Raw genomic sequence first — 15,812 nt, forward strand, 5'->3', positions numbered from 1 at the left:
TGCGTTTATGTAGCATTCCATTGCTTTTGCTAACTAATTAGATAATGAAATTGAAACCTACTTAGGTGGTTGATATATGATGAACAATACGTTCTCTAGTCCTTTCTCAAATCTTAAGCTCTGAACAATTTCCTGTTTTCTGGATACCAAAGCATTAAGTATAATAATATCTGGTTTTGCATCAATTGCTTTTTGTATCAATTCCTTACCATCAGATTCAACCACATGGTAACCTTTTGCTGCTAACACATCGGTCAAGGTGTGTATTGCGTTTTTGTCTTCATCCACTACCATTACTTTTTTCTTCGACTTACCTTGTTCCAAAAGGTGCCCTACCTCATCAAACAATTTGGTTGTATCTATCGGTTTGGTAAGATATTGATCTACACCTATCCGGTAGCCACGTGCTTTATCCTGAATAATTGATAATACCAGTATAGGAATGTCCATGGTGAAGGGATCATTCTTAAGAATGGCTGCCACGTCAAAGCCATTCATTTCCGGCATCATAATATCCAGAATGACAAGGTCTGGCCGATTAGCCCTTACTTTTGATAAAGCTTCTTTTCCATTTGTAGCTTCTTCAATTATATACCCGGCATCACTTAATTCCTGACGCAATAAGGAACGGATTGATTCATCATCATCTACTACCAAAATAGTTGCCTTACTACCTTTTCTATTTAAAGTAGATTGCTTCATTTGTTCATTTAGTCGTCTCACCAGATCATTAAAGTGAAGAAGCTTAACATCCGACTTGATGATGGGGAGTGCAAACGAAAATGTACTTCCTTTACCCGGTTCGCTTTCTAGCCAAATACGGCCACCATGGTGCTCTATGATTTCTTTACAAATGGGCAATCCTAGGCCAGTACCTTTAGGCTTATCTGTAAGGGTGTCGCCACCTACTTGCTTAAATTGTTCAAAAACAGCTGCATGATCTTGAGAAGCTATGCCTATGCCTGTATCACTAATATCAACAACGATCTCATCGTCTTTTCTATATACACGACAGGTAACAGACCCCTCAGGTGTAAATTTTACAGCGTTGGATATCAGGTTGACCATTACCTGTATCAACTTATCCCGGTCGCCCATAATTTCAGGTAGATCAGTTTGTATCTGTTTTTCCAGTACCAGTTTTTTTTGTTCAAACAAAGAAGTAGTGGCTGCAATAGACCTTTCCGCTACTGAAGAAATTTCAATGGGTTCAAGATTCCATTCCATTTTTCCAGCTTCTATTTTGGCTAGATCCAGTACATCATTAATTAGGTTTGTTAGCCGCTCCCCTTCAGTAATCACTACGTTTAAGTTGTCGGAAACCTGGTGAACTGTCTTGTCTATTTTTGGGTCTGAACTATCTACTAATGGAAGTATTTTTTCTTCCAACCTTTTTTTAATGATTTTGGCAAAACCAAGCACTGATGTAAGTGGTGTTCTTAATTCATGACTTACAGTAGAAAGAAAAGCACTTTTAGCTTCGTTGGCAGCTTCTGCAGCCTTACGTGCAGTATCGGCCTCCTGCCTGGCCTGTTTTACTTCTTCAAACAGCTTGGCTTTTCGTAAAGCTGTTCCAACATGGGCTGCTATTGTACTTAAAAGATGTACGTCTTTATCTGAAAAACGATTTTCTTGCACCGTGCTTTGTACACTCAGCACGCCTATTGCTTCATCGCCTATAGGAATGGGGACGCCTATATAAGACGCTGCGGGTATTCCTACACGGCGAATACCCATTTGCTCTGCTACTTCATGTACATCTTTATTAATTAAAATCGGCTGACCGCTCATTAAAACTTTTGAAGTAATGCCTTCTCCTAATTTCATTGGCTGTAATGCTTCACCATATTGATAGGGAAAGCTTATGGTATTGGATTTTTTATCCAGCAAAGCCAGGTAAACAATATTCGCCTTGAAAAGTTGTCGCATCTGTTCTCCCACCAATTTAATCAGGTCATCTAAGTTTATTTGCGATGCCAGGGCCTGGCTAATCTGGTTTACAGTTGTTAGTTCCTCTGCCTGCTGTTGCACTTCACGGGTTCGTTCCTGCACTTTTCTTTCCAATTCAATCTGTTGTTTGCGCAGCTTGCTGGTGCGGTAACGGGTAAAAAGATAAATAGCAGACAGTGCTACAAGAATGTATAGGAGATAGGCCCACCATGTTTGATACCAAGGGAACTTAATGGTAAAGCTATATTGGGCTTCCTGACTTATGTTTTGATAAACATTCTTTGCTCTTACGTGAAAATGATATTTGCCACCAGGAAGATTGGTGTATTCTTTATAAGTATTATTATCCCAGTTAGACCAGCCCGGCTCAAAGCCTTCTAACCAGGTTTGGTATTGCGTTTTCTTTTCCTGTTCAAAAAAAGGTGCTGCATAATCAAAACGAAGACTGTTTTGATTATAGGGCAATGTCTTCTTTTGACTACTAGACAGTGTTAACGCCAGTGCCTGTTTTTCCGCAATTATATTTTGTAACAGGGTGGTAAAAGGTTCACTATAATCTTTTTTAAGGTTTTCATTGTATCGTATTAATCCATCGGTAGTTGCAAACCATACAATACCGTTTGGTTCAGGAAAGATGTTGGCAACTACATGGTCAGCAATCGGTAGGAAAGGAGTTTTTTCAATTAGGTATCCACCGCCTGGTTTGGGTGTTGCCAATGCGGTTTCCTTACCAAAGTTTAACCATACGCGTTCTTTGTAATCCGTTTTTACAACATACTGGTTGGGGTCGTTACCAAAACCCATTTTCCCAAAACTTGTATCAACCATAAATCGTTGTGAGTCTGTATTGAACCTGAAAACAGATTTTCCGGATACAAAGAAGACCGTTCCCTGTATGGAGCTAACATAGATGCTTCCTTCCGATAAGCCATCTGCTGTACCGAATTTTTTTACCTGAATGTTAGCTAATGATAGGTGGCCGTTATTATCAGTGAAATTGGTCAGCCTTATTGATCCTTGTTGTGTACCAGCCCATATGGAGCCATCCCTGGATTCTGCAAAAGTCCAGACATCTTCAGTTACGCCTGGTACAAGACCTTCATAGACCCATGCAGCAGATTTGCCGGATGGAGAGACTGATGTATTTCGTTTCAAAACAGCCATTCCTCCACTTAAACCAGCAAACAGTATGTTTCGGTTCTTTTTAGAAATGTAAAGACCACTCACTAAAAAGTCACCCGCAACAGACTCTTTTATGGTATGTATTTTATTATTTTCTAAGGAAAAAAGTCCGTCTGTTGAAACAAGCATTTTATTGCTATCTGGTATCAAGGCAAATACCTGGTTGGCTGGTATATCTTTTACCTGTCCAAATTTTGCCGTATTGGGGTTTAACTTTAAAAGTCCGTTTGTTGTACCTATATACAAGTCGCCTTCAAATCTATTTACATTAATGGTAGCGGTGCTGATACCTGATTGTATAGTGAATTGTGTAAAAGGAGAAGCTGCTTCTACGCGGGAAATACCATTATCTAATGCCATCCATAATGTACCTTTCTTGTCTGTGTAAACAGCGTACACTGATTCATCCTGTAAGCCAACCTCTCTGTTTAATTGCTGAAGTTTTTTTCCTTGTTTATCTAAAATAACAATGCCTCTTCCTGCTGTAGACAAAGCGTATGATCCATCTCTTAACGTAATGCCTTTGTATAAGGTGTTGTTGAATAATAAAGAATCAGCATCAGTTGAGAAATGAGTAAACGAGCTGCCATTATATAAATACAATCCACTGTTAAATGCGCCAAACAGGTATTGCTTTAGTGCCTGATCTTTATTTGTATAAGGTAGCATTACCTGTACGCGTTCTTTCCCCAAAAAGGAGCTACCTTGTACAAAGACCAATTTATCATTTACCAATTTTAAAATGCCTACGCCCTGCTGGTGCACATAATACGTATTGTCAAAGTAGAAAGCGTACATGAATCTTTGGGGCGAATTCCAAATTCTTAATTTCCAGCTTTCCTTGCCACCTTCATTTATTTTCTGAAACCTGAAAATGCGTTCACGAGACTGAAAGTATACTCCTTCATCTGTGGCAATTACAGTCCATACGTCATTGAAATTGCGATAGGCTACAGGCACGAATTTTAAAAGCGAATGCATTTTGGGTTGACCCAGGCTATCGGGCGCAAGGTATCCGAAATCGCTATAGCCACCATAATAAATAGTACCGTTTTTGTCTTTACCCAATGACCTAACAATAGCGTCGGTGTTAAATACTATTTTACGCCATTTTACACCATTGTATTCCAGAAGACAAGATGTATTCCCAAAATACATGACCCCTCGGTTATCTTCTACAATAGCCCAGTTTTGTGGTGAAGAGTTATACTCTTTGGCGGTATAATTTGTAATGAAAGGAAGGCCTTCCTCTGCGCGGTTTTGTCCAAAAACTAGTAATGATCTAAGTAGCGTAAAAAATAGAAAAACCCGTTTTGGACCTAGTATTTTTAGGTGATTCCCCATAACCAGGGTCTTTGGTAATTATAAGTTACACAAATTTTTGCAGGATACCTATTGCGTTGGTCTGTATCCTTTATACTATCTATAACTGTAGAGTTGTTTCCTTGAATAAAGGTGTTGCTTCTTTAGGGTCTTTTAATTACACTTATGTTAGCGGATATAGATTAACTTATTGATACGAGTCTTGATTTTGTGCGGATGCAGAAATTCAATTATGCCAGGGATTTGGAATTCAATAATTGCAAGCGTTTGTCTGTTACTGGAAGGCTGCCATATTTACAACAGCACTTATGCTAGGAGGTGAAACGCGTTAGGAAAGGAAAAAATAAATTAGACTGTTGCTTTTATTAATATTATATAAGACCTTTAAGTAATAATCAATTTTGTACTCTCTGTATTGACTTTTATTCTGTTGGAACAGATTTAATTCTTACTCTTTGTTTAAACACCTTTTTTGGCCCTTTGATTCATTCCTTTGACCTTTTATCTATCACAATTCTACTTTATTAATCTGCTTCCTTGATTATTGGGTAAGTGGTTTTATACTGCTACCGCTTAACTGTTTTTTATCAGTTCTCCCTATCTAATCTGTAATCATACGCTTTGAAGATGGTGTAACGGAAATTGTGTTTTCCCACTCTAAACGCCATGTTATGCTCTGTTGTATTTATGCGGATACAATAGCCAATATAGTATTGCCTGTTAGCAAGCTACTGCAATGTTATTGCTGTAATTCTCCACCATGCATTTAACTGCATCTGCCCATTTTCTATCGTATCATAAAAACTTTCTCACCACAAATACAACTCTTATGTTGAGATATACAAAATCTTGCAGCCATCTTTGGGTGGCTTTGAATCCATGCGGTAATAGCAAGCAGCGAAAGCATGGTATTAGTATCTTTTTTGTTTCCATTTTATTGATGCTTTCTAGTCAGGCTATCAGTCAGTCTCCCAGCGCTGACCTGGACCAAGGGGAAAACGGATCGGCTTCTTCACCCAAAACCATATTTTGGCAAAATGGTAATTTAGGCCCTTCCGGCGCACACTTTGCAGAAGGCTACTCCATTCCCTACCGTATGCGGATTTCGGGGCTGGTTGGTAATGCAACAACCATACATACCTTGATAATTGAGTGGGATACCAAAGACCAAAATGGCCATGCTCTTGACTACATCACACACTATTATAACCTCGATAATCCAGAAGGTTCTCACCAGAAAAACTATACCCATGGACCGGAAGCTGTTGATCCAACAACCGGTACGGGTTTTGTCCTTACTGACAGTTTGGAATACCAAATTCCAACTCCTTCCAGTACTGGTGCTGAAAAAACAGGACAACCTGCGAATAGCTTCAACGACTTGCCTGGTTCAACTCGCGCCAACAGATCCAATGCTACTAAGATGGCCATTTGGGGTGGTACCATTGTCGATTTTCTATACCTTAAGCAGGATAACCAAGATGCCACAACGGCCAGTACCAAAACCCAACTTAGAATAAGATTTAGATCCAATAATGGTAGTACAGCCTTGATAGCCTGGGGAGGTCATATAGCTGCTGAATACGATTGGGGTTTGGGAAGAGGGGCGTCCAAAGTAAGCGGGTCACCTTACCATATGCGCCTGATCTCCATTGATGGCAAAGGCGGTAACCAAGACCGATCTTTGAAGGCCTCTGCCGTATTGGTGCCAACACAAGGTTGCACACTTTCGGCTGCGCAAACAGCTTGTGAGGGTACTACTGCTGGTTTAACCTATTCTTACACCGGTTCTACAGCAGGCATCACTAATTATGCATGGACGCTTACACCAAGTACAACACATGCTACCATACAGAACGGTACCACTACAACAACACTATCTGGCGCTAATGTTACTTCAATAACAATAGTACCAGGTTCCGGTCAAACATTTGCAACCGGTACGTTCACCGTCTCGTTAACAGTTACCAATCTGGGCGGCGCCGGAACCCCTTGTACGCAAACTGGTACTATAAACCAGGCAGCAACAGCAAATGCCAATATCGATCAAACTATATGTGAAGGCAGTACGGTACAACTTGCCGGTTCAGTAGGAGGCGGTGCTTCTTCAGGAACATGGTCAACCAGTGGTGATGGTACATTCAGTCCCAATGCTACTACGCTGAATGCCGTTTATACGCCAGGTACTCAAGACAAAGCCAGTTCGTCAGCAATTACTCTGACACTAACTACCAATGATCCAACCGGACCATGTGGTGCTGTTTCTGACTTCATGCTGTTGACCATTAATGATCCAGCAACAGCTGATGCGGGGGATGATCAAACAGTATGTGCGAGTTCGCCAACGGTAACGCTCGATGGCTCTGTAGGTGGTGGTGCTTCTTCCGGAAGCTGGAGTGGAGGTAATGGTACCTTCCTTCCAAATGCAAATGCATTGAATGCCACCTATACACCAACTGCAGCAGAAGTATTAGCAGGTTCAGTAACCCTAACTTTGACTACTAATGATCCAACTGGCCCATGCGGTACAGCAAACGATGCTGTGAAAATTAACTACACCGCTAATCCTACACGACCTGCAGTAGATTACATAGCTCCTGAGTGTAATGAAGAAACCTTTAGTGTAAGAATTAAAAATGTTGTAGACGGAGGTTCTTATGCACTCATCCAAAATTATATGGGTGCACCTACAATTACAAGAACAACGGCTGCTAATAAAGATGCGGATGGTAACATTGTAATCAGCGGCTTAGTGGTTGGAAAAGGCTTTAGTATTGTGCTTACGGTAGGTGATTGCAGTTCGTTAGCTACGGATTGTAGTAATTATAAGACGTCAGGTGCAGCTCCTTTAACGCAGGAGGCAACCACTAACATCCAATCTGTAGAAACCGTTACGGCTAGGATCGACCCCAAACAATCTAAAGTTTTAGCAGCACCAAATCCATTCAACAGCAAAATAAGATTTGCTTTGCAGTCGGCTGTTTCTGGTCATGGCTCCCTGGAATTATATAATATGCTTGGGCAAAAAGTGAAAACCGTTTACCAGGGCTTTGTGAAAGAAGGTCAGACACTTAATGTCGAATACGCTGTGCCAATGGCTCAACGTACGAACCTGGTGTACGTTTTCCGGGTTGGTGATCAGCAGGTAACTGGCAAACTTGTCAGTATCAAATAGCCTTATTAATTGAAAGCTTTTCATCTTAGGATGCTCTGAAAAGAGCATCCTTTTTTATTGTATTGATTGCTGCCTGTAGAAATTCTAGGCATTTGCAAATTCGTCTAATAGATCTTAAATAGACACGCCCGATTTTCGAAACTATATTTATTAAATTGCCGGCATGTAAGTAGCTGGTGTTTGTTGCCAATTTAGGCAGTAATTGAGGCTAGTAATGAGGACGCATTATTATCCATTAGTTGCAGTGAAAAATCCATTGTGCAATAAGGAAATTAAAGCGTTTTTTAAGCAGTACTTATTTCGGTGAGACAAAGAGTCTAATAAATTAATTGGGAAAGCATATAAATGAAAAAGAATTGGATTATTGCCGGTTGCCTATTGTCTATGTCAAGTGTCAGTCAGGCGCAATCAAAAATAAATCCGGACTCTATCCGGTCGAAGATGCAATGGTTTTCGGATGCCAAACTTGGAATTTTTATTCATTGGGGTATCTATGCGGTGAATGGCATTGATGAGAGCTGGAGTTTTCACAACCGTAAGATCAGCCACGTAGATTACATGAATCAGTTAAAAGGGTTTACAGCCCGTAACTATAATCCGGATCAGTGGGCGGCTCTTATCAAAGAAAGCGGTGCCCGCTATGCGGTGATGACGACCAAACACCATGATGGTGTAGCACTATGGCCCACAAAAGAAAATCATTATAGTGTACCCAAAAACACGCCGGCTCACCGTGATGTGCTAACACCTTTTTATGCGGCCTTGAATAAGTACGGAATCAAGCGCGGCGCTTATTTTTCGTTGATAGACTGGAGCCATTCGGCTTATCCAGGCTTTTTGAAGGATAGCAGCCGTTACAAAATAGCCGATGATCCTGCTCGCTGGGAAACGTTTTTGAAGTTCAACCTAGCTCAGATTATTGAACTGAATAAAGCTTATAAGCCCGATCTGTGGTGGTTTGATGGCGACTGGGAACATAGTGCGGAAGAGTGGAAAGCCGAAACGATACGCAGGAGTATACTCAATGAAAAGCCAGATGCTATTATAAATGGCCGCCTGCAAGGTTATGGCGACTACGATACCCCGGAACAAAACTTCCCGGTAACCCGACCAAAATTCAACTGGTGGGAGTTGTGTATGACCATTAATAATAACTGGGGCTATCAGCCACAGGATACCAATTGGAAAACTCCCTACGAAGTGATTACCATCTTTGCCGATGCGATCAGCAATGGCGGTAACCTATTGCTGGATATTGCACCCAAAGAAGATGGGACTATACTAGCCCAGCAGGTACATGTATTAAAAGAGTTGGGTAAATGGAACCATAAACACGAGGAAGCTGTTTTTGGCACCCTGGGCGGTATGTCGCAAGGACATTTTTATGGCCCTTCTACACTCTCAAAAGACTCTTCGACCCTTTATCTTTTCCTGCCAGGGAAAGTTAATGGCCCGGTGGTGGTGAAAGGATTAAGTAATAAGATCAAAAATATCAGAGTTGTTGGTACGGAGCAAACGCTACCACATAAAATCGTTGGAAAGATTTCCTGGAGCCCGGTTCCTGGACTGGTGTACATAGACGTGCCAGCAGCGGTGCAGGATACCTATATGTCAGTCCTTGCAGTAGAACTGGACGGTCCGCTGCATTTATATAAGGGACAGGGTGGATTGCAATAGCCATCGGATAGACAGTTAACCGCCGTTTTGGTATGTTTCCCGAGGGGGATCAGCTACCATAAGAAAAATGTTACAGCATGAAAAGAGAGGCTATTTAGCCTCTTTTTTCATAAAACCCAGGCCTTTTCTCGGCGGGTAAGTGATAGCAGTTAGGCTATGAGGTAAGACTCGTCGGGAAGTAGCGTGGATGCTAGTAGGCATCACTGTTAAATCCCTATTAAACGTTACTACAATTATTGATAACAGGGGTAAATTACTGTTCAATATTATAATGGCAATAGGCTTTTGTTTGATTACTAGGCTTTCACTTTAACAATCGCTATCTTATGAATAACACCATCGTACATGCTCTGAAGCTACCCATGCTATTCTTGTGCCTTTTATCGATAGGCTTTATGAGTTGCACCAAGTCAATTGCTGCCGAAGATCAAAATGTTATTGAGAAAAACTATCACTTACAAAGAGTTGGCTCTTCCGCCAGGGATTTCCTGACAGATGAAAATTTTACCTCACTACGAATAGAGGTGCAGTACATGCCAGGCTATGAACCCGATGCAAAAGCGTTGCTTAACTTAAAATATTTCCTTTATGATCACCTGCATAAGCCGGGAGGAATCAGTATCGTTACAAAAGAAATTCCCTCCTCTGCTGATTCCTCTCTTACCATGCAAGAAGTAATAGGCATTGAGAAAGCTAACCGCACCGCATTTACAAAAAACAAAGAGCTGACTGTTTACATTCTCTATACCAATGGCTATTATATAGAGGGGCAAATGCTCGGATATGCGTATTTAAATACATCTGCCGTGTTATTTGGCCGAAATCTGGATGACAACTCCAACAAGTTTAAAAAGCTGAATCGTTCGGATTTGGAAACAAGAGTATTACAACATGAGGTGTGTCATTTACTTGGATTGGTTAATGTGGGGTCTGCGTTACAGAGCGCACATAAAGATGATGATCATGGTAAACATTGTATTAACAAACAATGTTTGATGTATTTTCTCACTGATACCGAAGAGTCGCCTAGCTTTTTGTTACGCAAAACAAATCCAAAGCTGGATGCAGCCTGCCTGGAAGATTTAAAAGCAAACGGTGGAAAGTAAATGTCGTCCTAGATTTCCACAGAGTTTTTTCACCAATTGCAATCAACTTATTTTCGCTTGTCAATATTGAATAGATTATGAAGGTTTGTATTGCTGAAAAACCCAGTGTGGCAAAAGATATTGCAGAAGTATTAGGGGCAAAGCAGCGCAAAGATGGCTATTATGAGGGCGCAGGATACCAGGTCACCTGGACCTTTGGGCATTTCTGTACGCTCAAAGAACCGGAAGATTACCAACCTGAATGGAAATTCTGGAGGCTGGATGACCTGCCCATGATACCCGCCAGTTTCGGTATCAAACTCATCAACAATGATGGTGTAAAAAAACAATTCGGTATCATCGAAAAACTGATCCAGGATTGTGAGGAAGTTATTAACTGTGGTGACGCCGGACAGGAGGGAGAACTGATTCAGCGCTGGGTGCTGCTAAAAGCCAAATGCAACAAACCCATAAAACGGCTGTGGATATCATCGCTTACTGAAGAAGCCATTCGCGAAGGTTTTCAGAAACTGAAAGACAGTGAACAATACAATAACCTGTATGCTGCCGGTAGCTCCCGCGCCATTGGAGACTGGCTGCTAGGAATGAATGCTACCCGGCTTTTTACCAAAAAATTTGCGCAGCCTAAAGTAGTGCTGTCGATTGGGCGGGTGCAAACGCCCACTCTTGCTATGATCGTACAAAGGCAAAAAGAAATCAATGCCTTTGTGTCGTCAGTGTACTGGGAGTTGAAAACCCTGTACCGCGAAACAGAGTTTGTGGCAACGATCGACCGCCTACACAACCAGGAAAAAGCAAACAAGGGCCTGGCTTACCTGAAAGAACATTTATTCGAGATCATATCAGTAGAAAAGAAAGATGCTAAAGAGGGCAATCCGCGCCTGTTCGACCTAACGGCCCTACAGGTGGAAGCCAATAAAAAGTTTGCTTATTCGGCCGATGAAACATTGAAGCATATCCAGAACCTGTATGAGAAAAAGCTGGTGACCTATCCCCGTGTGGATACTACTTACCTCCCGGAAGACATGTACCCCAAGATTAAAGGGATACTGCAAAGCATGGTTCATTATAAAACATTAACGGCCTCAGTGTTGGCGCAACCCATCCCAAAACTAAAGACCGTATTCGATGATAAAAAAGTAACAGATCACCATGCCATCATTCCTACCGATATATCACCTTCAAATAATTTGTCGCCCGAAGAAAAGCGGGTATACGACCTGGTGGCGCGCCGTTTTATTGCAGCCTTTTACCCCGAATGTAAAGTGGCCAATACTACTGTGATGGGTAAAGTGGGGCAAGTGGAGTTTAAAGCTACTGGTAAGCAGGTGCTGGAAGCCGGCTGGCGCGAAGTGTATGCCAATGATGCTAAAGCCAAAAAGGACAAAGAAGAAGGGGAGGAAGCGGAAAGGATCCTGCCTGTATTTGAGGTAGGAGAGCGTGGGCCGCACGAACCATGGATACACCAAGGCAAGACCACACCCCCCAAGCCTTTTACAGAAGCCAGTCTGCTAAGGGCCATGGAGACAGCCGGCAAACAGGTGGAAGACGAAGAAATGCGTGAGCTGCTAAAGGATAATGGCATTGGGCGCCCCTCTACCAGGGCCAATATCATTGAAACTCTTTTTCGCCGTAAATACATTGAGAAGAAAAAGAAAAACCTTTTTGCGACCCAAACGGGTATCGACTTAATAGATACGATTCAAAATGAATTGTTGAAAAGTGCAGAACTGACGGGAATATGGGAACGAAAACTGCGATTGATTGAAAAAGGAGCTTACGAGGCGGCCACATTTAAACAGGAACTGATTGATATGGTGGTGGCGCTTACCAGGGAAGTAAAGATAAGCAGGGGCAAGTCGATTAGTATTGCTCCAGAACCGGTGGCAAAACCAGTAACTGATGAAAAAAAGGAAGGCGCCAAAAAAGAGCGCAAACCTAAGGCCGAAAAAGAATCTATATCCATAGAGCAGTTGTATTGCCCAAAATGTAAAACGCATTTATTGAAGAAAGGGAATAGTGCCTATGGATGTGCCAATTTCCAGGTATGCGGTTTCAAAATACCTTTTGAAATACTGGGAAAAAAGTTAAGTGATAAGCAAATCTTTGACTTGTTGAGCAAGGGAAAAACTGGTAAAATAAAAGGGTTAAAAATACCGGGCAATGAACAGGAAATTGATGGAAAGTTGGTGATGGATGGAAGTTTCAATATAGGGTTGGAGTGAATGGAAGGTGTTAGAAATAGACCTGGTAAAGAAATTGCGGACGAGCTTTTCTTAAGCGAGCGGCAGAAAAATATACTTAAACCCTCCTTGGATAAATAGCAGCTATTTAAAAACGTGCGGTTTAGGTGTAGATAACGTGAGATAGGTCATCAACTTGCTGTAAGTTTGCCGCATGAGTTTGTTTGCGCCCGGTAATAAAGTGAAAGTTAATGTTGCCATTTTAGAAGATCCATCCCAAAAGGCTAATCATCATTTATTTCAAGAAGTCTATAAACAAAAAGGTACTGGCGAAATAATCTGCCTTGACACCGATACATCCTCTAAGGAAGTGTTTTACTATTGGGTGAAGTTCTCATTCTTCAAAATCCGGCTCAAAGAAGAATACCTCGTATTACAGTAAAGGGTATAACCACTGTATTTAAATTGGTAAGGCTCATCATTTGGGTGTAGGTGGTGCCATTGCGGTCGGTATACTCGTATAACAGCTTTCAATTCTGTTAATGATTGGATTGCGATTTAATATAAAAGTTTGCAATTAAAGCTGTCCATCCTGTTTGATGCGAAGCACCCAAGCCCCGACCGCTTTCGCTGTGAAAGTACTCGTAGAACAACAAGTAATCCTTGAAATGCTCATCTCGTTGCATTTTTTCCGAGTTGCCAAATACTGGACGACAGCCCGATTCGTTCCGTTCAAAGATTCGCAAAACACGCCGACTCAATTCATCGGCCACTTCGTTTAACGTCATATATCTCTCTGACCCGGTTGGGCATTCCACTTTAAAGTCATCGCCATAATACGTATAAAAGCGTCTTAGACTTTCAATCACCAACCAGTTCATCGGCAACCATATAGGTCCCCGCCAATTACTGTTGCCGCCAAACATATTATTGTCGCTTTCACCCGGTGTATACTTTACCGTAAACGTTTGGTCGTTCCATGTAAATTGATAGGGATGTGCCAGGTGAAATTTTGAAAGGGAGCGAATTCCGTAATCACTTAAAAATTCATTTTCGTCCAATAAGCGTTTTAATGTCATCTTCATCCGGAAGCCCCGCATCAGGCTGAAGAGACGCATCCCTTTATTATTGACAATATCCCAGTGCGAAGCAAGGTTAGCCAAGTCTGGCCGGTTTTCCTGAAACCATTTCCTGCGTTTCTCAAAAAACTCATCTTGCTTGATGTCCTTGTCGGCTATGGTTTCAACCACAAAAAGTGGAATCAGGCCAACCAAACTTCTTACTTTCATTGGTATAGATAGGTTGCCGGGTAGGAACAACCGGTCGTAATAAAAATTGTCCTCCTCATCCCACAAATTTGCTTCTATGCCATTCATGGCACCAGCGATATACAGAAAATGCTCAAAATACTTTGAAGTGATTTCGGTGTACGCTGGATTATGCCAAAAAAGCTCATGGGCAATGTGGAGCAGGTTGAGCGCATACATAGCCATCCAACCCGTTGCATCTGATTGTTCTAAATAGCTGCCGCCAGGCAATACATCATTGCGGTCAATTACGCCAATATTATCCAATCCCAGAAAGCCCGCTTCAAATATGTTATTCCCTTGTGTATCTCTTCTGTTCACCCACCAGTTAAAATTGAGCATGAGTTTATGAAATACTTTTTCCAAAAACAGTACATCGCCTTTGCCTTGATTGGCTTCCTTTTCGGCTTTGTAAATTTCCCAGGTGGCCATTGCATGAATGGGCGGATTGGAATCGCTGAACTTCCACTCGTAAGCAGGTAGCTGGCCGTTGGGATGCATGTACCATTGGTTTACCAAATTCAATAATTGTGTTTTGGCAAATTCCCTGTCCACTAAGGCCAAGGCGTAACAGTGAAAGGCCATATCCCAAGAGGCAAACCAAGGAAACTCCCATTTGTCCGGCACTGAAAGGATTTCTTTACTGTGCAGGTGTTCCCAGCCGTCATTGCGTAAAGACAATCGTTTTGGGGGAGGTGAAGGTTGTCCGAGATCACCTTTTAACCATTGATGCACATCATAATAATAAAATAGCTTGTTCCACAACAAGCCTGCCAATGCCTGTCGTTTGATATTGATAGTATCAAGATTTATTTCCTCTTTAAAAACTTCGTGGTAAAAGTCATCAGCTTCTTTTTTTCTGGCGTTGAAAATTTCATCAAAGTCTTCAAAAGAAAAATTCGGGTCTTGCGACAGCGATAAGCGAATAACCATCTGTTCACCGGCGGGAATGGTCAGGTTATAATTGAAAGCGGCTTTGGTGCCACTTTTTGAAGGGTTAATGCTTTTGGCACCGTGGATCAGATAATTGTTGATGCCATCTTTATAATAGCCCGTGTTTTTATCGTACTCATACAGGCGGGCGGTGTTGGTTTCGTTGTCGCAGAAGATAACTTCAGGAATGCCTTCACCCTGCAGGTAATATTGCCCTAACGATTGGTGATACGCTTCTATCATTCCGGTAGCTCCAGAACTGAGTTGGGGCCTATAGGTATCATATCCCCAGGTCCATGTGTTGCGGAACCAAATGGTAGGAAGGACATGAATGGCTACATTTTCATATCCCCGATTATGAATGGAAATTCGAATTAAAATATGCTCAGGTGTGCGTTTGGCGTATTCGACTATTACATCAAAATACCGGTTGTCGTCAAATACGCCGGTATCTATGATTTCAAATTCAGGTTCCTCTTTAGTTCTCCGACGATTTTCTTCCAGGAGTTGTAAATAGGGGAAGGGTGATTGGGGGTATTTGTACAACATCTTCATGTACGAATGCGTCGGTGTATTATCCAGGTAATAATAAAGCTCCTTTACATCCTCACCATGATTTCCTTCGGTGTTGGTTAATCCAAAATAGCGTTCTTTCAGAATAGGGTCTTTTTTATTCCAATACGATAAAGCAAAACACAATAACTGTTCATCATCACAAATGCCCGCAATGCCATCCTCCCCCCAGCGATAAGCATAACTTCTTGCCATATCATGTGTGATATAATTCCAAGCATCACCGTCTGCACTGTAATCTTCCCGTACTGTGCCCCACTGCCGGTCGCTGACATATGGTCCCCATTTTTTCCAATTAGCCAGTTTTACTCTTTCCTGTTCAATGGTCATAATGAAGGATTCTCCTCAATTTTGTATCTATAAGTTACATAGAAGAATTGTTATTACTCTTACGTTCAGGCTT

At 41.7% G+C, this 15,812-nt stretch carries 7 protein-coding genes; 5 read left to right on the top strand and 2 right to left on the bottom strand.

Features of this window, described 5'->3' with window-relative positions:
• Positions 1–57: 57 nt before the first annotated feature.
• The gene (locus SY85_RS24875; RefSeq protein WP_082886694.1) at positions 58–4,476 is read right to left on the bottom strand and encodes an ATP-binding protein; all 4,419 of its coding nucleotides are present in this window, start codon (positions 4,474–4,476) and stop codon (positions 58–60) included.
• A gap of 808 nt (positions 4,477–5,284) precedes the next feature.
• Here SY85_RS24875 and SY85_RS24880 point away from each other — a divergent pair.
• The 5 genes from SY85_RS24880 to SY85_RS24900 all read left to right on the top strand — a co-directional run bounded on the left by SY85_RS24880 (position 5,285) and on the right by SY85_RS24900 (position 13,038).
• A complete protein-coding gene (locus tag SY85_RS24880; protein WP_066409111.1) occupies positions 5,285–7,630 on the top strand; it encodes a hypothetical protein in 2,346 nt (781 codons plus the stop codon).
• Between the two features lie 345 nt (positions 7,631–7,975).
• Positions 7,976–9,307, top strand: coding sequence for an alpha-L-fucosidase (locus tag SY85_RS24885; RefSeq protein WP_066409114.1), 1,332 nt, complete (start codon positions 7,976–7,978; stop codon positions 9,305–9,307).
• A gap of 326 nt (positions 9,308–9,633) precedes the next feature.
• On the top strand, positions 9,634–10,413 hold the full coding sequence (locus SY85_RS24890; protein ID WP_082886695.1) for a hypothetical protein: 780 nt from the start codon (positions 9,634–9,636) through the stop codon (positions 10,411–10,413).
• 77 nt (positions 10,414–10,490) lie between these two features.
• Positions 10,491–12,638: a type IA DNA topoisomerase gene (locus SY85_RS24895; protein ID WP_066409117.1), complete on the top strand. Its 2,148-nt coding sequence runs from the start codon at positions 10,491–10,493 to the stop codon at positions 12,636–12,638.
• A gap of 172 nt (positions 12,639–12,810) precedes the next feature.
• Positions 12,811–13,038 (top strand): hypothetical protein, encoded by a 228-nt coding sequence (locus SY85_RS24900; protein WP_066409119.1) that lies wholly within the window; start codon positions 12,811–12,813, stop codon positions 13,036–13,038.
• A 97-nt stretch (positions 13,039–13,135) separates the two neighbouring features.
• Here the strand turns inward: SY85_RS24900 and SY85_RS24905 are convergent, their stop codons facing one another.
• On the bottom strand, positions 13,136–15,739 hold the full coding sequence (locus SY85_RS24905; RefSeq protein WP_066409122.1) for an MGH1-like glycoside hydrolase domain-containing protein: 2,604 nt from the start codon (positions 15,737–15,739) through the stop codon (positions 13,136–13,138).
• Positions 15,740–15,812: the final 73 nt, after the last annotated feature.

Source organism: Flavisolibacter tropicus (assembly GCF_001644645.1).
GTDB classification, from domain to species: Bacteria; Bacteroidota; Bacteroidia; order Chitinophagales; family Chitinophagaceae; genus Flavisolibacter; species Flavisolibacter tropicus.

Coding starts and splice junctions, on each gene's coding strand:
- SY85_RS24875 (WP_082886694.1), bottom strand. CDS start 4,476: ATGGGGAATCACCTAAAAATACTAGGTCCAAAACGGGTTTTTCTATTT.
- SY85_RS24880 (WP_066409111.1), top strand. CDS start 5,285: ATGTTGAGATATACAAAATCTTGCAGCCATCTTTGGGTGGCTTTGAAT.
- SY85_RS24885 (WP_066409114.1), top strand. CDS start 7,976: ATGAAAAAGAATTGGATTATTGCCGGTTGCCTATTGTCTATGTCAAGT.
- SY85_RS24890 (WP_082886695.1), top strand. CDS start 9,634: ATGAATAACACCATCGTACATGCTCTGAAGCTACCCATGCTATTCTTG.
- SY85_RS24895 (WP_066409117.1), top strand. CDS start 10,491: ATGAAGGTTTGTATTGCTGAAAAACCCAGTGTGGCAAAAGATATTGCA.
- SY85_RS24900 (WP_066409119.1), top strand. CDS start 12,811: ATGAGTTTGTTTGCGCCCGGTAATAAAGTGAAAGTTAATGTTGCCATT.
- SY85_RS24905 (WP_066409122.1), bottom strand. CDS start 15,739: ATGACCATTGAACAGGAAAGAGTAAAACTGGCTAATTGGAAAAAATGG.